Raw genomic sequence first — 20017 nt, 5'->3', positions numbered from 1 at the left:
CGGGTCCGCCCCCCGGCCTGCGAAGGGTCGGGCGGGCCCGTGCAGCGCGTTTCGGACCACCCGGGCCGCGCCCTCATGACGCTGGGGCAGTCATCCGCCCGGGCGCAGGGTGCCCTTTCGGGGTGCCATCGCATGCCGCTGGAAAATTTCCCGAAATTCGGCTATGGTCGCTTCACTTCGCAAGATTGCCACGCGCCTGCACCCGAGACCTGCGCCCCCGCGTGGAAGGGACATCGCCATGATCGTTGCGGCTAGTCTGGTTCTGATTGTTCTGTTTTCCGTGGCGTTCCATCTGGTCAGCCCATGGTGGTGGACGCCCATCGCCTCGAACTGGGGCTATATCGACACCACGCTGGTCATCACCTTCTGGATCACCGGCGCCGTCTTCACGGCGGTGGTGCTGTTCATGGCGTGGTGCGTGTTCCGCTACCGCCACAAGCCCGGCCGCGTCGCCCATTACGAGCCCGAGAGCAAGCGGCTGGAGATCTGGCTCACGGCGCTGACCGCGCTCGGCGTCGCGGCGATGCTGGCGCCGGGGCTGGTGGTCTGGAACCGGTTCATCACCGTGCCCGATGACGCCACCGAGATCGAGGTGGTGGCCCAGCAGTGGTTCTGGAGCTACCGGCTGCCCGGCGCGGATGGACAGCTCGGAAGCTCGGACGTGACCTGGATCTCGGCCGACAACCCGCTCGGGCTCAACCCGCATGACCGGTTCGGCGCCGACGACGTGGTGATCGACGGCGGCGATCTGCACCTGCCGATCGGCAAGCCGGTGAAGGTGCTGCTGCGCTCGGTCGATGTGCTGCATGATTTCTACGTGCCCGAATTCCGCGCCAAGATGGACATGGTGCCCGGCATGGTCACCTATTTCTGGTTCACCCCGACCCGCACGGGCGAGTTCGAGGTGCTCTGCGCCGAGCTGTGCGGCACCGGGCACGGCTACATGCGCGGCTACGTGCTGATCGACGAGGAGGCCGAGTACGAGGCCTGGCTCGGCGAGCAGCTCACCTTCGCGGGATTGCCAGCTGGCAAGGAAGTGCAGGTCGCGAATACCGCGGAGCCGATCGGAGGGAGCGATCCATGAGCAGCGTCAGCGAAGACCCCGACACGGGCATTCCGCCCGCCGAAGTGCCCGACCTGCCGCCGCCGCATGCCCACGGCTTCTGGTCGCGCTGGGTCTTCTCGCAGGACGCCAAGTACATCGCGCTGCAATATTCCGGCACCGCCATCGCGATCGGCCTCGTCGCCCTCGTCCTGTCATGGCTGATCCGGATGCAGCTCGGCTTTCCGGGCGTGTTCGATTTCATCTCGGCCGAGGCATATTACCAGTTCATCACCATGCACGGCATGATCATGGTGGTCTACCTGCTCACCGCGATCTTCCTGGGCGGCTTCGGCAACTACCTGATCCCGCTGATGGTCGGCGCGCGGGACATGGTGTTTCCCTTCGTCAACATGCTGAGCTTCTGGGTATATTTCCTCGCCGTGGTGGTGCTCGCGGCGAGCTTCTTCGCACCGGGCGGGCCGACGGGCGCGGGCTGGACGCTCTACCCGCCGCAGGCGATCCTGTCGGGCACGCCGGGCGGCACGCAATGGGGCATCGTGCTGATGCTGGTGTCGCTGATCCTGTTCATCATCGGCTTCACCATGGGCGGGTTGAACTACGCCGTCACGGTGCTGCAGGCGCGCACGCGGGGCATGACATTGATGCGGATGCCGCTCACCATCTGGGGCATCTTCACCGCCACGGTGATGGCGCTGCTGGCCTTTCCGGCGCTGTTCGTGGCGAGCGTGATGATGCTGTTCGACCGGCTTCTGGGCACGTCGTTCTTCATGCCGGCGCTGGTGGAGATGGGCGAGCAGCTGAGCTATGGCGGCGGCTCGCCGATCGTGTTCCAGCACCTGTTCTGGTTCTTCGGCCACCCGGAGGTGTACATCGTGGCGCTGCCGGCCTTCGGCATCGTGTCGGACCTGATCGCGGTGCATGCGCGCAAGAACATCTTCGGCTACCGGATGATGGTCTGGGCCATCGTCATCATCGGCGCGCTGTCCTTCATCGTCTGGGCGCACCACATGTACGTCTCGGGCATGCACCCCTATTTCGGCTTCTTCTTCGCCACCACGACGCTGATCATCGCGGTGCCCACCGCGCTCAAGGTCTACAACTGGATCCTGACGCTCTGGCGCGGCGACATCCACCTGACCCTGCCGATGCTCTTCGCGTTGGGCTTCATCGTCACCTTCCTCAATGGCGGGCTCACCGGCCTCTTCCTCGGCAACGTGGTGGTCGACGTGCCGCTGTCGGACACGATGTTCGTCGTGGCGCATTTCCACATGGTGATGGGGGTCGCGCCGATCATGGTGATCTATGGCGCGATCTATCACTGGTTCCCGCTGATCTCGGGACGGATGCTGTCGCACAGGATGGGGCTGATCCACTTCTGGGTCACCTTCATCGGCGCCTACGCGATCTTCTTCCCGATGCATTACGTGGGTCTCGTCGGGGTGCCGCGCCGCTATCCCGACATCTCGGCGAGCTTCGTGCCCGACAGCGTCGCCACGCTCAACGCCTTCATCACCGTCGCGGCGCTGACCGTGGGCGCGGCGCAGATGCTGTTCCTGTTCAACGTCGCATGGAGCCTCGCGCGGGGCCGCAAGGCGGGCCACAACCCGTGGCGCGCCGCCTCGCTCGAATGGCAGACGCCCGAGGTACCGCCGCGCCACGGCAACTGGGGCGAGGAGCTGCCGGTGGTCCATCGCTGGGCCTATGACTACTCGGTGCCCGGCGCGCCGCGCGACTACATCGCGCAGGACGATCCCGGCCACCGCGCCAGCTGGAGCCACGTGCCATGAGCATCGTGCTGGGCTTCGTGGCGCTGGTCGCCGGGATCGCGCTGACATGGCTCTGGCGGCAGGGCGTGGCCGAGAGGCCGTGGCTCGAGACCGGCGCCGTCACCCGCAGCCCCTCCCCCGGCGGCCAGCCCACGGGCCGGGCCGGGCTCGGCGTGTTCCTGATTGTCGCGGGCGGGCTGTTCGCGCTGGCGGGCAGCGCGGTCACCATGCGGATGGGCTATGCCGACTGGTTCGAGATGCGGCTGCCGCGCGTGGTCTGGGCCGGCACGGCGCTCTTGGCGCTGAGCAGCCTCGCGCTGCAGGCCGCCGTCTTCGCCGCCCGGCGCGGCGACGGGCCGGGCCTCGCGCGCTGGATCGGCGCGGGCGCGGCGAGCATGGCGGCCTTTCTGCTGGCGCAGGGCCTCGCATGGGCGCGGATGGTGGAAACCGGGCAGGGGCTCGCGGCGACGCCGGGGGCGAGCTTCTTCTACCTGATCTCCGGGCTGCACGGGCTGCATATCCTCGGCGGACTTGTGGCGCTGGCGCGGGTGGCCACGCGGCTGCGCGCGGGGCCCGGCGCCGCCGCGCCCGCCGTCGCGCTCTGCGCGATCTACTGGCATTTCCTGCTGATCGTCTGGATCGCCATGATGGCGATCCTCACCGGCTGGGCCAGCGACGCCGCCGCGCTGTGCCGGGCGATCCTGAGCTGAGGGAGACGAGCATGACCGACGCCACCGCCCACAGGTCACCGCCCCGCCCGAGCGGGCTCGAAGGGGTCGCCGCGGATTGGGCCTCGGACCAGAGGGCGTTCAAGACCGCCTCCTGGGGCAAGGCGATGATGTGGATCTTCCTGCTGAGCGACACCTTCGTCTTCGCGATCTTCCTCATCTCCTACATGTCGGCGCGCAGTTCGACCGAGGTCGAATGGCCCAATGCCAGCGAGGTCTTCGCGCTGCATGTCGGCCAGACCGAGCTGCCGCTGCTGCTGATCGCGATCATGACCTTCGTGCTGATCTCGTCCTCGGGGACGATGGCGATGGCGGTGAACTTCGCCTATGCGCGCAACCGCCGTCGCACCGCACAGCTGATGTTCGCCACCGCCGCGCTCGGCGCGCTCTTCGTCGGCATGCAGGCCTTCGAGTGGACGAAGCTCATTTCCGAGGGCGTGCGGCCATGGGGCAACCCGTGGGGCGCCGAGCAGTTCGGCGCGACCTTCTTCATGATCACCGGCTTTCACGGGACCCATGTCAGTTTCGGGGTGCTGTTCCTGCTGATCGTCGCCAACAAGGTCCGCAAGGGCGAATTCGACAGCGGCCGCAGGACATGGCTCTGCCGCGAGAAGGGCGATTACGAGGCGGTGGAGATCATGGGCCTCTACTGGCACTTCGTCGACCTCGTCTGGGTCTTCATCTTCGCGTTCTTCTACCTATGGTGAGGGAAACATGACGCATGCCGCCGCCTCCGACACCCATGCCGCCCACGAAGGGCAGGCCCATCCGATCCGGCTCTACCTCACCTGCTGGGGCTTCCTGTTCGTGCTCAGCGCCGCCTCCTACATGGTGGATTACGCGCAGCTTCAGGGCGCGCTACGCTGGAGTCTGATCCTGATATTCATGGTGCTGAAGGCCGGGCTGATCGTCGCGGTGTTCATGCACATGGCATGGGAACGGCTGGCGCTCGTCTATGCAATCCTGCTGCCGCCGCTCGCCGCGCTGGTCTTCATGGGGATCATGCTGGCCGAGTCCGACTACACGTTGCAATCGCGGACGACCTATCTCTCCGGCGATCCGGACCTCGCCGTCGCGCGGGAAGGCGGGCATGAATAGGCCGCGACCCGGGGGAGGACGGATCGCGGCGCGGATCGCCGGTAGCAGGACGATCCGGCTCGGCGGGGCCCGGTGAGACCCCGCCAAGAGAAGAACGTTCAGCGGCGGCGGTCGGCCGGGCTGATCGCGCCGTCGCCGTCACGATCCATCCGTTCGAGCATGGGGTCGAGGCGGGCATCGATCTCGCCCTCGACGATCTCGCCGTCGCCATCGGCGTCGAACGCTTGGAAGGCATCGACCATGCGCTCGCGCATGAAGGCGTTGTAGAGCGTCTCGAACTCCTCGATCGTCAGAGCGCCGTCACCAGACGCATCGGCGCTCTCGACCTGCGCGGTGCGGAAAGCCTCGATTTCCTCCAGCGTCAGGCTGCCATCGCCGTCGGCATCGGCTTGGGTCATGATCCGCTGCATCATCATGCCGCCACGCGGTCCGCCATGCCCGGCGCCGCGGCCATGGTGCCGGCCGCCCCGGCGGTCCTCGTCGCCGCCGCGATGCATGCGGGGGCCGCGCTCATCGGCCGCTTGCGCCTCGGCCGGCGCGGCCTGGGCGGTCGCGGCGGCCGGCTCCTGAACCGGCGGCTGGCTCTGCGCGGTGGCGACCGCGGCGCCGGCACCCAGCAGCGCGGTCACGAGGAAGGCGGTGGGAAGAAGAGTGTTCGGTTTCATGTCTTGGCCCTTTTCTGGGTTGTCTGTCCGGCGTCGTCATCGGCGCCGTGTCGTTCACTTGGGCCTTCCTGCCTGCTGGATAAGAGCCGCGCCACGCGGGCTTTGTCGCCGTCTGTCGCAGCGCCGCGACGCGATACAGCTCGCGACAAATCCCTCCGGCTTTCGCCCGGAAACAGCCCGCGAAACCACGGTCGCCGGGGCCTGATCCGCCCCGCGCGGCCTTTCGTTTACGCCTCGAACACGCCGCTGTGGCACCCGTGGACGCCCGCTCCGGTGGCATCGGCAGATCGCTGCCACCTGCTCCGTGCTCCGGCTTTCGTGACGGAACCTGCCGAAAGGTAATGTGAACGACATCGGGCCAAGCGCGTTGAGCCCCAATCGATTGGCAGGAGCGAGGACGAGATCATGTCAGGCATGCGACCGCAGGAGCGGTTCTGGATATTTCCAAAGGTCAACCGACCGGTCTTCATCGTCTCGGCGGCGCTGATCATCGGGTTCATCCTGTTCGGCGCGGTCTTCAACGAACTCGCCAACACGGTCTTCACCGGGATCCAAGGCTGGCTCGCCGGCTATTTCGGCTGGGCGATGATCATCCTTATCAACCTGCTGCTGGTCTTCGTGATCTTCATGGGGGTCGGGCCCTTCGGCGATGTCCGGCTGGGCCGGATGGACGAGAATCCGGAATATTCTCTGTTCTCCTGGACCGCGATGCTGTTCTCGGCGGGTATCGGCATCGGCCTGATCTACTGGGGCGTGGCCGAGCCGATGTATCACTACTTCGCGCCCCCCATGGCCGACCCCGAAACCGTGCAGGCGGCGCAGGAGGCGATGGCGATCAGCTTCATGCATTGGGGATTCCACGCCTGGGGCATCTACGCGGTGGTGGCGCTGGCGCTGGCCTATTTCCACTTCCGCAAGGGGCTGCCGCTGGCGATCCGCTCGGCGCTCTACCCGCTGATCGGCGACCGGATCTACGGGTTCTGGGGCGATCTCGTCGACATCGTCGCGGTGTTCGGCACCATGTTCGGCATCGTCACCTCGCTGGGCCTCGGCGCCACGCAGGTCAATGCCGGCCTGAACGAGCTGTTCGGCGTGCCCAACAACGTTGTGGTCCAGATCCTCATCATCGCCGCGATCACCGGCATGGCGACGCTTTCGGTCGTCGCCGGTCTCGACGGCGGCATCAAGCGCCTCTCCAACATCAACATCATCCTGACGCTCGTCTTCCTCGCCTTCATGGTGATCGTCGGCCCGACGCTGTTCATCCTCGACAGCTTCGTCGACAATTACGGCTACTACCTGAGCCGCTTCATCCAGCTCGGCACCTGGAACGAGGGCTGGCAGGGCGGCAATGACGGCGGCAACTGGCAGGAGAGCTGGACCATCTTCTACTGGGCCTGGTGGGTCAGCTGGGCGCCCTTCGTCGGCGTCTTCGTGGCCCGGATCAGCCGTGGCCGCACCGTGCGCGAGTTCATGTTCGGGGTGATGCTGCTGCCCTGCTCGATCATGTTCTTCTGGTTCACCGCCTTCGGCGGCACCGCGATCTCGATCTCGCTCACCGGCGACCCGACCCTGGTCGACGCCACGCGCGAGAACTACGCCAACACCATGTTCGCCCTGCTCGACTACTTCCCCTTCTCGGGCGTGACATCGCTGTTCGCGACGATCCTGATCGTGATGTGGTTCGTGACCTCCTCGGATTCGGGCAGCTTCGTGATCGACATGCTGACCGCCGGCGGCGATCCGAACCCGCCCAAGGTGCAGCGCATCTTCTGGGCGGTGTCCGAAGGCGCGGTGGCCTCGGTGCTGTTGCTTGCGGGGGGCTTGGGTGCGTTGCAGGCTGCGGCGGTGATCGCGGGCTTCCCCTTCGCGGTGGTGCTGTGCCTGATCGCATGGGGCCTCGTGCGGGCGCTCCGCTGGGACAACCTGATGGTCCATCGTCACCGCCAGCGGTTCCGCAGCGATGCCGAGGCCGAGCACAACATGGGCACGGACGTGCATGACGCCTATGCCCAGCTCGGCACCGCCTCCGCCAGGACCGACACGGCCGAAGGCGCCCCGGCGGAGTGACGAGCCGGCGACATCCCGCGCCGGGCCGAGGGGGCTACGACCCCGTTCGGCCCGGCGCGAATGCCATCGGCCGAAGCCGCCGGACCATCTGCGCGATCCGCGCCACGCCTTCGGCGATCCTCTCGGAGGCGATGGAGGAGTAGCCGAGCCGGAAGAACGGGCAAGGCCCCTCGAACCGGTCGAAGAACGACGCCCCCGGTTCGATCACCACGCCCTCTCCCAGCAGTGCCTCGGCGAGTGCGTTCGAGCACAGTCCCGGCGGCCCCTCGACCCAGACGCTGGAGCCGCCGAACCGCGCCGCGCCGGCGATGCTGAGCCCGGTCCCCCTCAGCGCCGCCTGCATCTCCGAGCGCCGCTGCGCGAAGGCTCGGCGCAGCTCGCGCATCAGCCGATCGTAATGCCCCTGCGCGAGAAAATAGGCGGCGGTGCGTTGCAGATGGCCCGGCGGGTGACGCAGGATCAGCGCCCTGAGCTCGCGCGCCTCGGCGACGAAGCGGGCCGGTCCCACCAGATAACCGAGCCGCAGGCCGGGAAACAGCGCCTTTGAAAAGCTGCCGACATAGATCACCCGACCGTCGCGATCGAGCGACTTCAGGGCCGGGCTCGGCGCCTCGAGAAAGCTCATCTCGAAATCGTAGTCGTCCTCGATCACCACGAAATCGCGCTCCGCGGCGGCGCGCAGCAGCTGGCGGCGGCGCTTGACCGGCATGGTCGCGCCGGTGGGCGCATGATGGCTGGGGCTGACGAAGACCGCCCCCGTGCCCTCCGGGATGCGCTCGGGGGGCAGCCCGTGCTCGTCGACCTCGACCGTGCCGACATCCGCTCCGCACCAGCGCAGCGCCTGCAGCGTGTCGGGATAGCCCGGGTTTTCGCCCATCGCCTTGAGCGGTCTTCGGGTCAGCAACTCGGCCGCGAGCCACAGCGCGTTCTGCGCGCCGACGGTGATCAGGATCTCGTCCGCCTCGGCGCGGATCCCGCGCCGAGGCAGCATGGTGGAGCGGATATAGTTCACCAGCACCGGGTCGTCGGCGGCGGCCTGGTCGCCGGCGAGGTCGAAGAAGTCGCGCCCACCGCTGGCCTGACGGGCGCAGTCGCGCCAGGCGGCGTGGTCGAACAGGCTCGCATCCATCTGGCCATAGACGAAGGGGTAAGGCATGTGCCGCCAATCCGGCGGCTTGATCACCCGGCGTCGCTTCGACAGCCCCAGGTCGAGGAAACCGTCCCAGTCCGGGGCGCCCGGTCGCCGAGGTTCGGCCCGGATCGGGCGCGGCAGCTCGGGCATGGCAGTCTTGGCCAGCACGTAGCCACGGCGGTCGCGCGCCTCGACCAGCCCCTGCGCCACCAGCTCCTGATAGGCCAGCGTCACCGTCATCCGGGCGATGCCCAGATGCGCGGCGAGCTTGCGCGACGAGGGCAGCGTCGCGCCGGGCGCGGCCTGCCCGGTGCGCAGCAGCGCCACGACCGTCTCGCGCAGCTGCGCCTGCAGGGCGCGCCCGGAACCGCGGTCGAGAAAGAACACGTCCGAGGGAATTCTGCTGACCGGCATGGGCGCGAGGATCACCTCGAAACTGGACCAAGTCAAATCCGAAACTGGCCCTAATGAATGGCGGCCATCCGGGGCTTTCTCATCCGGGCGGGACGCATTCGGTGAAACGCGGTCAGGCTCAGGCAAGCAGCGGGGGACCAAGATGGCGACGACGGGTCAGGCACGAGATGACGCCCTCTCCCGTAAGCGCCGCCCGGCGCATCCCCGGGGGCCTACGAGCGCGCCGCAGCCCCGCCTCGCGTCCTGCGGCATCCCCATTCCCATGATCGAGGAAGAGACTTCATGTCCGCCACACTGACCGAAACCCGCCTGACCGCCGCCGATCTCGCCGCGACCTTCGACGCGTTCAACCGGCACGACATCGATGCCGTGATGACGCATTTCGCCGATGACTGCGTGTTCTACACCGTCGCCGGTACCGAGGCGCATGGCACCCGGATCGAGGGACGGGCGGCCATCGCGCGCGCCTTCGAGGCGGTCTGGCAGGCGATGCCCGACGCGCGATGGGACCACCATTCGCACTTCGTCTCGGGCGACCGCGCCGTGTCGGAATGGACCTTTTCGGGCACCGATGCCGACGGCATGCGCGTCGAGGCCGAAGGCGCCGACCTCTTCACCATCCGGGACGGCAGGCTCGTGGTGAAACAGGCGCTGCGCAAGAACCGCCCGCCCTTCAAGGCCTGACCCCGCCTCATCACGGCCCCGCCCCTATCCCCGATCCACAGGAGACGGACATGCTCGACCAGCCCCCAGCCACGCTCCTCCGCACGGCCTACGACCCGCGCTACGATCCGCTGACCGATGCCGGGCCGGGGCGGAGCCGCGACTATGCCCCGACCTACTGGATCGGCACCGCCGGGCCGGCGCCCGAGGATGACGGCCCCGTCACCGCCGACATGAGCGTCGAGGTGGCGGTGATCGGCTCGGGCTACACGGGGATGTCGACCGCCATCCACCTCGCGCGCGATCACGGCATCGAGGTCGCGGTGCTCGAGGCCAACGCCGTCGCCTGGGGCTGCTCGACCCGCAATGGCGGGCAGGCGCAGATCTCGGCCGGACGGCTCAAGCGCTCGGAATGGATCGTGCGCTACGGGCTCGACGCCGCCAAGCGGCTGCATGGCGAGGTGGTCGAGGCCTTCGAGGTGTTCAACGATCTGATCGGCTCGGACGAGATCGACTGCGACCCGCAGCCCGGCGGGCATTTCTACATCGCCCACCGCGCCAAGGTAATGCCGAAGCTCGCGGCCGAAGCGCGGCTTCTCAACGAGGTCTTCGGCTACGGCGCGCGCCTCATGGGCCGCGAGGAATTGCACGCGCGCCACGTGAAGGATCAGGAGGCGCATGGCGCGATGTGGGAGCCCGACGGCACCTCGATCCACGCCGCCAAACTCGCCTTCTCCTATCTCCGCCTCGCCCGCCGGCTCGGCGCGAAGGTGCACCCATCGAGCCCGGTCGAGGGCTGGACCAGCAAGGGTGGCTACCACTATTTGCGCACGCCCGGGGGCACGGTGCGCGCCCGCCGCGTCGCCATCGCCACGGCGGGCTATACGCCGCCCGGGCTCGACCGACGCACGAGGCACCGGCTGATGCCGGTGCTGTCGAACTCGATCGTGACGCGGGTGCTGACCGATGAGGAGCGCGCGGCCTGCGGCTTCCGGACCGGCTCGCCGCTGACCGACACGCGCACGCTGCGGCATTACTACCGCTACCTGCCCGACGGCCGGGTGCAGATCGGCTCGCGCAGCGCCATCACCGGCCGTGATGCCGAGAACCCCAAGCACCTGGCGCTGCTGCAGAAAGGGCTCTTCGCCAAGTTCCCGGCTTTGACCGGCATCGCGCTCGACTACTCGTGGTGGGGCTGGGTCGATGTCAGCCACGACATGATGCCGCGCATCACCGAGGCCGAGCCGGGCTCGGGCGTCTTCTACGCCATGGGCTATGGCGGCAACGGCGTGATGTATTCCGCGCAGGCCGGGCGCCGCATGGCGCAACTCGTCGCCGGAGAGCGGCTTCCGGAACTGCCGATCTTCGGCACCGCCCTGCCGCATCACGGCCCCCTCACCCCGTTCCGCAGGCTCGGCCAGCGCATGCTCTACCCCTGGTACCAGCTGCGCGACGAGACCCTCTGACCCGCTGATCTCAAAGGAGAACTTCCCATGAAAATGACCACCGAAGAGGCCTTCATCAAGGTTCTGCAGATGCACGGGATCGAGCATGCCTTCGGCATCATCGGCTCGGCAATGATGCCGATCTCGGACCTGTTTCCGGAAGCCGGCATCACCTTCTGGGACTGCGCGCACGAGACCTCGGGCGGGATGATCGCCGACGGCTACACCCGCGCCACCGGCAGGATGAGCATGGCGATCGCCCAGAACGGCCCGGGCATCACCAACTTCGTCACGCCGATCAAGACCGCCTACTGGAACCACACGCCGCTGCTGCTGGTGACGCCGCAGGCCGCCAACAAGACCATCGGTCAGGGCGGCTTCCAGGAGATCGAGCAGATGAAGCTGTTCGAGGACATGGTCTGCTATCAGGAGGAGGTGCGCGATCCGTCGCGCATCGCCGAGGTGCTGAACCGGGTCATCGCCAAGGCGTGGCGCGGCTCGGCGCCGGCGCAGATCAACGTGCCGCGCGATTTCTGGACCCAGGTGATCGACATCGAGCTGCCGCAGATCATCCGGCTCGAGCGCCCGGCGGGCGGCGAGGAGGCGGTGGCGCAGGCCGCGCGTCTTCTGAGCGAGGCCGCCTTCCCGGTGATCCTGAACGGCGCGGGCGTGGTGCTGTCGGGCGCGATCGACGCCTCGCGCAAGCTGGCCGAGCGGCTCGACGCGCCGGTGGCCTGCGGCTACCAGCACAACGACGCCTTCCCGGGCAATCACCCGCTCTCGGTCGGCCCCTTGGGCTACAACGGCTCCAAGGCGGCGATGCAGCTCATTGCCAAGGCCGACGTGGTGCTGGCGCTCGGCAACCGCCTGAACCCGTTCTCCACCCTGCCGGGCTACGGCATCGACTACTGGCCGAAGGACGCCAAGATCATTCAGGTCGACATCAACGCCGACCGGATCGGCCTCACCAAGAAGGTCGATGTCGCGATCCAGGGCGACGCGAAGAAGGTGGCCGAGCAGATCCTGTCGAAGCTCTCGGTCGAGGCCGGCGAGCGCGACCGCCAGGAGCGGCGCGACACCATCGCGCATCTGAAATCCCGCTGGGCGCAGGAGCTCTCCTCGATGGATCACGAGGAGGACAATGACGAGGGCATCACCTGGAACGAGCGCGCCCGCGCCCGCCAGCCCGACCGGATGAGCCCGCGCCAGGCCTGGCGCGCGATCATGGTGGCGATGCCGCGCGAGGCGATCATCTCCTCGGACATCGGCAACAACTGCGCCATCGGCAACGCCTATCCGAGCTTCGAGGCGGGGCGGAAATACCTCGCGCCCGGCCTGTTCGGCCCCTGCGGCTACGGCCTGCCGGCGATCCTCGGCGCCAAGATCGGCTGCCCCGACACGCCGGTGATCGGCTTTGCGGGTGACGGGGCCTTCGGCATCTCGATGAACGAGATGACCGCCTGCGGGCGCGGCGACTGGCCCCCGATCACCATGGTGATCTTCCGCAACTACCAGTGGGGCGCGGAAAAGCGGAACACCACGCTGTGGTTCGACGACAACTTCGTCGGCACCGAGCTCAGCCTCGACGTGAACTACGCCAAGATCGCCGAGGGCTGCGGGCTCAAGGGCGTGCAGGTCACCTCGACCGAAGCGCTCACCGAGGCGCTGCGCACCGCCGTGAAGGAGCAGATGGAGGACGGGGTCACCACCTTCATCGAGGTGGTGTTGAACCAGGAGCTGGGCGAGCCGTTCCGCCGCGACGCGATGAAGAAGCCGGTGCGCGTGGCAGGTATATCCCGCGCCGACATGCGACCGCAGACCGTGGGCTAAGCCACCCCCGGGCGGGAGGCGGACGGTTCCGCCTCCCCATCCGGGCGGGATGGGCACCGCGAGCTGAGGCCCCTCCCCAATGATCGCGACGATGAACCCGCCGCTGCCATCCCACGCCGCCACCGAGAGGCCCCGAATGAAGCGCATGAACTCTCCCACCGTCACCGGTTTCGCAGATCCGGGTCCCGCCACCACGCATCGCCGCCTCGCCGACCTGCCCGACCGGGTGATGGAGGGCGACCCGCGCCACGAAACCCGGATCGTGCATCAAAGCCCGGATGGTCGTTTCCTCGCCGGAAGCTGGACCTCCACCCCGGGCCGCTGGCGCGCCTTCACCGGGCGCGACGAGGTCTGCGTGCTGACCGCCGGCCATGTCCGGCTGATCGCCGCCGACGGCACCGCGCGCGAGTTCCGCGCGGGCGACGCCTTCGTCATCCCCGACGGCTTCGAGGGCGAATGGGAGGTGATCGAGGCCGCCACCAAGCACTTCGTGATCCGCGACACCGCGCCGGGGAAGACGCCATGAAGCCGCTGGAGACCTTGCTCGCCGACGCCGCCCGCTCCGAGCGTCGCATCGTGCTGAGCGAGGGCACCGATCCGCGGGTGATCGAGGCGGCGCTCATGGCCCGCCATGCGCGGGTCGCCCGGATCGTGCTGGTCGGACCCGAAAGCGATATCGCCGCCGCGCTGGCCGCCCATGGCCCCGTCCCCGACGGCATCGAGATCGCCGATCCCGAGACCAGCCCGCATCTGCCGCGCATGGCCCGGACCTATCACGAGCTGCGCCGCCACAAGGGGGTCGACGAGGCCGCCGCGCTCGCGGCCGCGCGCCAGCCACATGTCTTCGCCGCGCTGATGGTCAGGCTCGGCCTTGCCGACGGCACGCTGGGGGGCGCGCGGTTGACCACCGCCGAGATCGTGCGGACCGCGATCCAGGTGATCGGCAAGGCGCCCGAGGCCAAGCTCGTCTCCTCCTTCTTCCTGATGCTGTTCTGCGCGCGCCACCACGCCACCAAGGGGGCGCATGTCTTCTCCGATGCGGGCCTCGTGGTGGATCCGACGGCAGAGGAGATGGCCGAGATCGCCCGTGCCTCGGCTGCCTCGCTGGAAACGCTGGTCGGCGAGACGCCGCGCGTGGCGATGCTGTCCTTCTCGACCCGCGGCTCGGCCGCGCATGAGCGGGTCTCCAAGGTGACCGAGGCCACCGCGCTCCTGCGCGCCACGGCGCCCGGCCTCGCCGTCGACGGCGAAATCCAGTTCGACGCCGCCTTCGTGCCCGAGGTCGCCGCCGCCAAGGCCCGAGACAGCGCGCTCGGCGGCCGCGCCAATGTCTTCGTCTTTCCCAATCTCGACGCCGGCAACATCGCCTACAAGATCGCGCAGCGCGTCGGCGGCGCCATCGCGGTGGGCCCGGTGCTGCAGGGCCTCGCCAAGCCCGCCAACGACCTCTCGCGCGGCTGCTCCGCCGAGGACATCCTGCACATGATCGCCGTCACCTCCGCGCAATGCGCGGCAACCGATCGGAACGCGATCCGCATCGCCGACCCGGCGCAGCACGCATGAGGACAGGCCCCTCCGGGCATCGGGGGAACATCGGGGCGGGCAGATCGCCCGCCCCGATGCCGTTCAGGCCTTCATCCGCTCCGATGTCGGATCGTAGAAGGGCTTGAGCGAGGCTTCGGCCGCGACCCGGGTGCCGGCGATCTCGATTTCGTAGCGCGAGCCGAGGAGGTCGCCCGGCGTCTCGCCCGCGCAGGGCACGTAGCCCATCCCCATCGCGCCGCCGAGCGCGTGACCATAGGCGCCCGAGGTGAGATGGCCGACGACCTCGCCGTCGCGCAGGATCGGTTCGGCGTGGTAGAGCAGCGGCTCGGGGTCGGTCAGCCGGAACTGCACCAGCCGCTTCTGCAACCCCTCCTCGCGCTTGCGCAGCACCGCCTCGCGGCCGAGGAAATCGGGCTTTTGCGTCTTCACCGCGAAGCCGAGCCCCGCCTCGAGCACGTGGTCCTCGCAGGTGATGTCGTGGCCGAAATGGCGAAAGCCCTTCTCCATCCGGCAGCTGTCCATCATGTGCAGCCCGCACAGCTTGAGCCCCAGATCGGCCCCGGCCTCGGCCAGCGTCTCGAAGCCATGCGCGGCCATCTCCGCGGGCAGGTAGATCTCCCAGCCCAGCTCGCCGACATAGGAGACCCGGTGCGCCCGCGCGAGGCCCATGCCGAGCTCGATCTCCTGGAACGTGTTGAACGGGTTGGTCTCGTTGCCGAAATCATTCGGCGAAACGCGGGTCAGCAGGTCGCGCGCGCGCGGCCCCATCACGGCGAGCACCGCCTCGCCCGAGGTGACGTCGGTGATCACCACCTCGCGGTCGCCCACGAGCCGCCTCAGACGGGTCTGGTCCGCCAGCCGCGTCGCCGCCGGGGTGACCACGAGATAGGCGGTCTCCGACAGCCGCGCCACGGTCACGTCGGCCTCGATGCCGCCGCGCGAATTGAGCATCTGCGTATAGACGATGCGGCCGACCGGCACCGACATGTCGCCGCCGCAGGCATGGTTCATGAAGGCCTCGGCGTCGCGCCCCTCGACCCGGATCTTGCCGAAGGACGACATGTCGTACATGCCGAGATTCTCGCGGATCGCCATGTGTTCGCGCGCGGCGTTGTCGAACCAGTTCTGACGGCCCCAGCCATAGCGGTACTCGTGCTCTTGTCCCTGATCGGCGAACCAGTTGGCGCGCTCCCATCCCGCAAGTTCGCCGAACACCGCGCCGCGCGCCTCGAGATGCGCGTGCAGCGGGCTGCGCCGGACCCCGCGCGCCGTGGCCTTCTGGCGATAGGGGAAATGATCGGCGTAAAGCAGGCCCAGCGACTCCTTCGCGCGAGCGACGAGATAGCTGCGGTTGCCCTGGAACGGCTGCATGCGCGCGATGTCGACATCGCCGAGGTCGAAGGGCTTCTCGCCGCTGTCCATCCATTGCGCCAGCGCCATGCCGGCGCCCCCCGCCGACTGGATGCCGATCGAGTTGAAGCCGGCCGCGACCCAGACGTTGTCCATCTCGGGCGCCTGCCCCATCAGGTAGGAGGTATCGGGGGTAAAGCTTTCGGGCCCGTTGAAGAAGGTGTGGATGCCGACCTCGCCGAACATCGGGACCCGGTGCATCGCCTTTTCGAGGATCGGCTCGAAATGGTCGAAATCCTCTGGCAGCTGGTCGAACTCGAACGCCTCGGGAATGCCCGACATGCCCCAGGGCTTGGCCACCGGCTCGAAGGCGCCGAGCATCATCTTGCCCGCATCCTCCTTGTAATAGGCGCATTCATCCGGCACCCGCAGCACCGGCAGCCGCGGCAGGCCGTCGATGCTCTCGGTGACGATGTAGAAATGCTCGCAGGCCTGAAGCGGCACGTTGACACCGGCCATGCGGCCGACCTCCCGGCCCCACATGCCGGCGCAGTTGATCACCGTCTCGGCCTCGATCCGCCCGGTCTCGCCATGCGCGGCCCAGTCGAGGCCGGTGATCCGCCGCCCCTCGCGCCGCATCCCGGTCACGCGCACGCCCTCGAGGATCTGCGCGCCGCGCATCTTGGCGCCGCGCGCCAGGGCATGCGCGATGTTAGCCGGGTCGCCCTGCCCGTCCTTTTCGAGATAGACGCCCGCCAGCACGCCCTCGAGATTGATGTGCGGGTAGCGCGCCGCGATCTCGTCGGGGGTGATCCGCTCCACGTCGACGCCGTAGGTGCGCGCCATCGAGGCCTGCCGGAAGATCTCCTCGCGCCGCGCCTCGGTCAGCGCCACGGTGATCGAGCCGTTGCGCCGGAAACCCGTGGCGACGCCGGTCTCCTCCTCGAGCGCGCCATAGAGTTCCTGGCTGTATTTCGCGAGGCGGGTCATGTTCTGGCTGGCGCGCAGCTGCGCGATCAGCCCGGCGGCGTGCCACGTGGTGCCGGAGGTGAGCTGCTTGCGTTCCAGCAGCACGATGTCGGTCCAGCCGAGCCGGCTCAGGTGATAGGCGACCGAGCAGCCGATGATGCCGCCGCCGACGATGACCACGCGCGCCTTCCCGGGCGGCAGGGCCGATGCCGGCCCCGTGCCTTGCCCCTTCGCTTCGCTCATGCCTTGATCCTTTCATTGCTGGGATCCCACAGGCAGATCCCGTCCTGCACCTTGGCGGGACGCCGATCGCCGCGGATATCGATCTCGAGCGCCGTGCCCGGCGCGGTGCTCGCGGCCTCGACCATGGCCAGCGCGATCGCCGCACCGACCCTGTAGCCATAGCCGCCGGAGGTGACCTCGCCGACGATCCGGTCGCCCTGCCAGACCGGGGCCGAGGCGGGCGCATCGCTCTCGGGCGCATCGACGATCAGCGATACGAGCCGTCGGGCCGGGCCGGCCCCGGCCTGCGCCGCAAGCGCCGCCTTGCCCGGGAAATCGGCCGGTTTGCCGAGCGCCACGAAACGGTCGAGCCCGGATTCGAGGGCGGAGTAATCGCTCGAGAACTCACGCCGCCACGCGCCATAGCCCTTCTCGAGGCGCATCGAGTCCAGCGCGTACATCCCGAAGGGACGCACCCCCGCCTCCATCAGCGCATCGTGAATCGCCACCATCTCCTCATTGGCGGCGTGGATCTCCCAGCCCAGCTCGCCCGCGAAGCAGACCCGCACCAACAGCGCCGGGCGGCCTGCGACGCGCGCCTCCTGATGGCTGAGCCATGGCAGCGACAGATCGCCATCGCTCACGCCTTGCAGGACCGCGCGGCTCCCGGGGCCGCAAAGCACGAGTGTCGAGATCTCGCGGCTGCGATCGGCGAAGGTGATCGAGCCGTCGCCGGGCAGCGCCGCGCGCAGGAGGTCGGCGTCGTGCCACTGCGCCGAGGCGGCGCCGATCAGCGTCACCCGGTCGCCTTCGTGGCGCAGCACCGAGAACTCGGTGCGCACATGGCCGCGCGCGTCGCAGACATAGCCGAGCGAGAGCCGTCCCGGCTTCGGCAGCCGCCCCGCGATCAGCCCGTCGAGCCAATCCGCGACACCCGGCCCCTCGATCTCGAAGCGGGCGAAGCCCGGCAGGTCGAGCACGCCCGCGCCGCTTTGCACCGCCTCGACCTCCTCGCGGATCCGCGGCTCCCACGGGCCGTGGCGCGACCAGGTCTGCGTTGCGGCTTCGCTCAGATCGTCGCCGGGCTTCGCGAACCAGTTGGCCCGCTCCCAGCCGCCATGGACGCCCATCTGCCCGCCCGCGGCCTTGATCCGCTCATGCAGCGGCGACAGCTTGCGGTCGCGCCCGGCCGGCCATTCGTGACGCGGGAAATGCATCGCGAATTCATGCCCATAGACTTCGCGCGCCTTGTCGACGCAATAGTCGGGATCGGTGTAGTCGGTGAAGCGGCGCGGATCGACCGACCAGCAGTCCCACTCGGTGCGGCCATGGATCACCCATTCCGAGAGCACCTTGCCCGCCCCGCCCGCCTGCGCGATGCCGAAGGTGAAGGCGCAGGCCTCGAAGGCGTCGGGCACGCCGGGCATCGGCCCGATCAAGGGCAACCCGTCCGGCGCATAGGGGATCGGCCCGTTGATCACCTTGTTGATCCCGGTCTCGGCCAAGAGCGGCACCCGGCCCATCGCGTCCTCGATATAGGGTTCGAGCCGGTCGAGATCGTCCGAGAACAGCTGGAAGCTGAAATCCTCGGGCATCGGGTCGCCATCGCCGCACCAATGGGCGCGGCATTCCCGCTCATAGGGGCCGAGATTGTAGCCGTGCTTTTCCTGGCGCAGGTAATAGGAGGTGTCGACATCGCGCAGCAGCGGCAGCTTGCGCCCGGTCTCGCGGCTCCACGCCTCGATCTGCGGGATCTCGTCGGTGAGCATGTATTGATGCGCCATCACCGCCAGCGGCACCGGGCGTCCGCCGAAGGGCTCGAACCATTTGCCGACCCGGCCCGCGTAATATCCCGCCGCGTTGACCACCTTGTCGCAGGCGATTTCTCCCTTCTCGTGCTCGACCACCCAGCGGCCGTTCTCGCGCCGCACCCCCGTCACCGGGCAGAAACGGATGATCCGCGCGCCGAGATCGCGCGCGCCCTTGGCAAAGGCCTGGGTCAGCTGCGCCGGGTCGATGTCGCCGTCATGCGGATCGTAGAGCGCGCCCGCCAGATCGTGGGTCTCGATGAACGGGTAACGCGACTTGATCTCGTCGACATCCAGAAGCTCGATCGGCAGGCCCTGCCGGTCGCCCATGGCGCGGACATGGGCGAATTCCTGCATCCGCGCCTCGCTGTGCGCGAGGCGGATCGAGCCAGTGACGTGGTAGTTGAGCGGATAATCGACCCGCGCGCCGAGCTCGCGGTAGAGCCGGGTCGAGAAGCGCTGCATGTTCATCACCGCCCAGTCGGTGGAGAAGATCGGCACGTTGCCCGCCGCGTGCCAGGTGCTGCCGGCGGTCAGCTCGTTGCGCTCCAGCAGGACGCAGTCGGTCCAGCCCGCGAGGGCAAGATGGTAGAGGGCCGATGTGCCCACCGCCCCCCCGCCGATGATGACGACACGCGCTGTGGTGGGCAGCTGGGACATGTTGGCCTCTCTGAGTTCAGTAGACGGGGGGCGAGATCACCCACAGGGCGATCGCGGGTTCGGAATGGGGGTTGGCCCAGCGATAGGGCTCGTTTCGGATGCGAAAGCTGTCGCCCGAAGCGACCGTGAACTTCTCGGCCCCGAACCAGATGTCGAGCCGGCCCGACAGCATGAAGCCGATCTCCTGCGTGGCGCGCTGCATCGGCGTCTCGAGGGCGCTGCCGGGCTCGAAGCGGGAATGCACGATCTCGAAGCTGTCGGTGAGATCGGGCGAGATCAGCGTCTCGAACAGGCCCTCATGCCTGTCACCGATCGGGCGGCGGCGGTCGGCGCGCACGATGCGCCCCTCCTCCCGCGCGGCTTCCGGCGCGGGCTGCGACAGCAGCGCCGGCGCGACGCCGAGCACCGCCGCGAGCCGCTCCAGATCCTCGGCCCCGATCCGCGACAGGTCACGCTCGACCTGAGAGGCCCAGCCGACCGACCGGCCCATCGCGCAGGCGAGCTCCGCCAGCGTCATGCCGCGATTGCGGCGCAGTGTCCTGAGATCGGCTCCCGTCATCACGAATCGCGGTCCATCGCTGTGTCA

The 20017-nt window shown here is 68.5% G+C and carries 16 protein-coding genes; 11 read left to right on the top strand and 5 right to left on the bottom strand.

From position 1 onward, the window contains the following. Positions 1–238 precede the first annotated feature (238 nt). The 5 genes from ACRAQ3_RS18370 to ACRAQ3_RS18350 are packed head-to-tail and all read left to right on the top strand — an operon-like array spanning position 239 to position 4658. Entirely contained in the window at positions 239–1084 is an 846-nt protein-coding gene (locus ACRAQ3_RS18370; protein WP_432256900.1) for a cytochrome c oxidase subunit II, read from the top strand. After that, complete coding sequence (locus tag ACRAQ3_RS18365; RefSeq protein WP_432256899.1) at positions 1081–2853, top strand: cbb3-type cytochrome c oxidase subunit I; 1773 nt, start codon at positions 1081–1083, stop codon at positions 2851–2853. Before ACRAQ3_RS18370 ends, ACRAQ3_RS18365 begins: the two co-directional genes overlap by 4 nt. Continuing rightward, positions 2850–3542: a hypothetical protein gene (locus ACRAQ3_RS18360; RefSeq protein WP_432256898.1), complete on the top strand. Its 693-nt coding sequence runs from the start codon at positions 2850–2852 to the stop codon at positions 3540–3542. Before ACRAQ3_RS18365 ends, ACRAQ3_RS18360 begins: the two co-directional genes overlap by 4 nt. 11 nt (positions 3543–3553) lie before the next feature. Continuing rightward, positions 3554–4267, top strand: a complete 714-nt coding sequence (locus tag ACRAQ3_RS18355; protein WP_432256897.1) for a heme-copper oxidase subunit III family protein — start codon at positions 3554–3556, stop codon at positions 4265–4267. A 7-nt stretch (positions 4268–4274) separates the two neighbouring features. Further along, the gene (locus ACRAQ3_RS18350) at positions 4275–4658 is read left to right on the top strand and encodes a cytochrome C oxidase subunit IV family protein (RefSeq protein ID WP_432256896.1); all 384 of its coding nucleotides are present in this window, start codon (positions 4275–4277) and stop codon (positions 4656–4658) included. A gap of 98 nt (positions 4659–4756) precedes the next feature. Here the strand turns inward: ACRAQ3_RS18350 and ACRAQ3_RS18345 are convergent, their stop codons facing one another. Next, on the bottom strand, positions 4757–5323 hold the full coding sequence (locus tag ACRAQ3_RS18345) for an EF-hand domain-containing protein (protein WP_432256895.1): 567 nt from the start codon (positions 5321–5323) through the stop codon (positions 4757–4759). A 405-nt stretch (positions 5324–5728) separates the two neighbouring features. On the opposite strand from ACRAQ3_RS18345, the gene ACRAQ3_RS18340 reads away from it, so the two are divergent. Then, the gene (locus tag ACRAQ3_RS18340) at positions 5729–7393 is read left to right on the top strand and encodes a BCCT family transporter (RefSeq protein WP_432256894.1); all 1665 of its coding nucleotides are present in this window, start codon (positions 5729–5731) and stop codon (positions 7391–7393) included. Positions 7394–7427: 34 nt separating this feature from the next. Here the strand turns inward: ACRAQ3_RS18340 and ACRAQ3_RS18335 are convergent, their stop codons facing one another. Continuing rightward, positions 7428–8939 carry a PLP-dependent aminotransferase family protein gene (locus ACRAQ3_RS18335; RefSeq protein WP_432256893.1) on the bottom strand — a complete coding sequence of 504 codons (1512 nt, stop codon included), beginning with the start codon at positions 8937–8939 and terminating at the stop codon, positions 7428–7430. Positions 8940–9221: 282 nt separating this feature from the next. On the opposite strand from ACRAQ3_RS18335, the gene ACRAQ3_RS18330 reads away from it, so the two are divergent. From ACRAQ3_RS18330 to pta, 5 genes are all read left to right on the top strand, one after another. Beyond that, complete coding sequence (locus ACRAQ3_RS18330; RefSeq protein WP_432256892.1) at positions 9222–9623, top strand: nuclear transport factor 2 family protein; 402 nt, start codon at positions 9222–9224, stop codon at positions 9621–9623. Positions 9624–9673: 50 nt separating this feature from the next. Beyond that, positions 9674–11068, top strand: coding sequence for an NAD(P)/FAD-dependent oxidoreductase (locus ACRAQ3_RS18325; protein WP_432256891.1), 1395 nt, complete (start codon positions 9674–9676; stop codon positions 11066–11068). 27 nt (positions 11069–11095) lie between these two features. Then, on the top strand, positions 11096–12877 hold the full coding sequence (gene xsc, locus ACRAQ3_RS18320; protein ID WP_432256890.1) for a sulfoacetaldehyde acetyltransferase: 1782 nt from the start codon (positions 11096–11098) through the stop codon (positions 12875–12877). 145 nt (positions 12878–13022) lie between these two features. After that, a complete protein-coding gene (locus ACRAQ3_RS18315) occupies positions 13023–13403 on the top strand; it encodes a cupin domain-containing protein (RefSeq protein WP_432256889.1) in 381 nt (126 codons plus the stop codon). Further along, positions 13400–14440 carry a phosphate acetyltransferase gene (gene pta, locus ACRAQ3_RS18310; RefSeq protein WP_432256888.1) on the top strand — a complete coding sequence of 347 codons (1041 nt, stop codon included), beginning with the start codon at positions 13400–13402 and terminating at the stop codon, positions 14438–14440. The genes ACRAQ3_RS18315 and pta overlap by 4 nt, the downstream gene beginning before the upstream one ends. 63 nt (positions 14441–14503) lie before the next feature. On the opposite strand, the gene ACRAQ3_RS18305 is transcribed toward pta, so the two are convergent. From ACRAQ3_RS18305 to ACRAQ3_RS18295, 3 genes are read right to left on the bottom strand one after another with little or no spacing between them, the layout of a single operon-like run. Next, entirely contained in the window at positions 14504–16984 is a 2481-nt protein-coding gene (locus ACRAQ3_RS18305; RefSeq protein ID WP_432256887.1) for a GcvT family protein, read from the bottom strand. Further along, positions 16981–19431, bottom strand: coding sequence for a GcvT family protein (locus tag ACRAQ3_RS18300; RefSeq protein WP_432256886.1), 2451 nt, complete (start codon positions 19429–19431; stop codon positions 16981–16983). Before ACRAQ3_RS18300 ends, ACRAQ3_RS18305 begins: the two co-directional genes overlap by 4 nt. Positions 19432–19447: 16 nt before the next feature. Then, positions 19448–19990, bottom strand: a complete 543-nt coding sequence (locus ACRAQ3_RS18295) for a helix-turn-helix domain-containing protein (protein WP_432256885.1) — start codon at positions 19988–19990, stop codon at positions 19448–19450. Positions 19991–20017 lie beyond the last annotated feature (27 nt).

The organism is Limimaricola sp. AA108-03, from assembly GCF_050847355.1.
GTDB lineage: Bacteria > Pseudomonadota > Alphaproteobacteria > Rhodobacterales > Rhodobacteraceae > Limimaricola.
This window is presented reverse-complemented; position numbering and strand designations above follow the sequence as displayed.

Coding starts and splice junctions, on each gene's coding strand:
- ACRAQ3_RS18370 (WP_432256900.1), top strand. CDS start 239: ATGATCGTTGCGGCTAGTCTGGTTCTGATTGTTCTGTTTTCCGTGGCG.
- ACRAQ3_RS18365 (WP_432256899.1), top strand. CDS start 1,081: ATGAGCAGCGTCAGCGAAGACCCCGACACGGGCATTCCGCCCGCCGAA.
- ACRAQ3_RS18360 (WP_432256898.1), top strand. CDS start 2,850: ATGAGCATCGTGCTGGGCTTCGTGGCGCTGGTCGCCGGGATCGCGCTG.
- ACRAQ3_RS18355 (WP_432256897.1), top strand. CDS start 3,554: ATGACCGACGCCACCGCCCACAGGTCACCGCCCCGCCCGAGCGGGCTC.
- ACRAQ3_RS18350 (WP_432256896.1), top strand. CDS start 4,275: ATGACGCATGCCGCCGCCTCCGACACCCATGCCGCCCACGAAGGGCAG.
- ACRAQ3_RS18345 (WP_432256895.1), bottom strand. CDS start 5,323: ATGAAACCGAACACTCTTCTTCCCACCGCCTTCCTCGTGACCGCGCTG.
- ACRAQ3_RS18340 (WP_432256894.1), top strand. CDS start 5,729: ATGTCAGGCATGCGACCGCAGGAGCGGTTCTGGATATTTCCAAAGGTC.
- ACRAQ3_RS18335 (WP_432256893.1), bottom strand. CDS start 8,939: ATGCCGGTCAGCAGAATTCCCTCGGACGTGTTCTTTCTCGACCGCGGT.
- ACRAQ3_RS18330 (WP_432256892.1), top strand. CDS start 9,222: ATGTCCGCCACACTGACCGAAACCCGCCTGACCGCCGCCGATCTCGCC.
- ACRAQ3_RS18325 (WP_432256891.1), top strand. CDS start 9,674: ATGCTCGACCAGCCCCCAGCCACGCTCCTCCGCACGGCCTACGACCCG.
- xsc (WP_432256890.1), top strand. CDS start 11,096: ATGAAAATGACCACCGAAGAGGCCTTCATCAAGGTTCTGCAGATGCAC.
- ACRAQ3_RS18315 (WP_432256889.1), top strand. CDS start 13,023: ATGAACTCTCCCACCGTCACCGGTTTCGCAGATCCGGGTCCCGCCACC.
- pta (WP_432256888.1), top strand. CDS start 13,400: ATGAAGCCGCTGGAGACCTTGCTCGCCGACGCCGCCCGCTCCGAGCGT.
- ACRAQ3_RS18305 (WP_432256887.1), bottom strand. CDS start 16,984: ATGAGCGAAGCGAAGGGGCAAGGCACGGGGCCGGCATCGGCCCTGCCG.
- ACRAQ3_RS18300 (WP_432256886.1), bottom strand. CDS start 19,431: ATGTCCCAGCTGCCCACCACAGCGCGTGTCGTCATCATCGGCGGGGGG.
- ACRAQ3_RS18295 (WP_432256885.1), bottom strand. CDS start 19,990: ATGACGGGAGCCGATCTCAGGACACTGCGCCGCAATCGCGGCATGACG.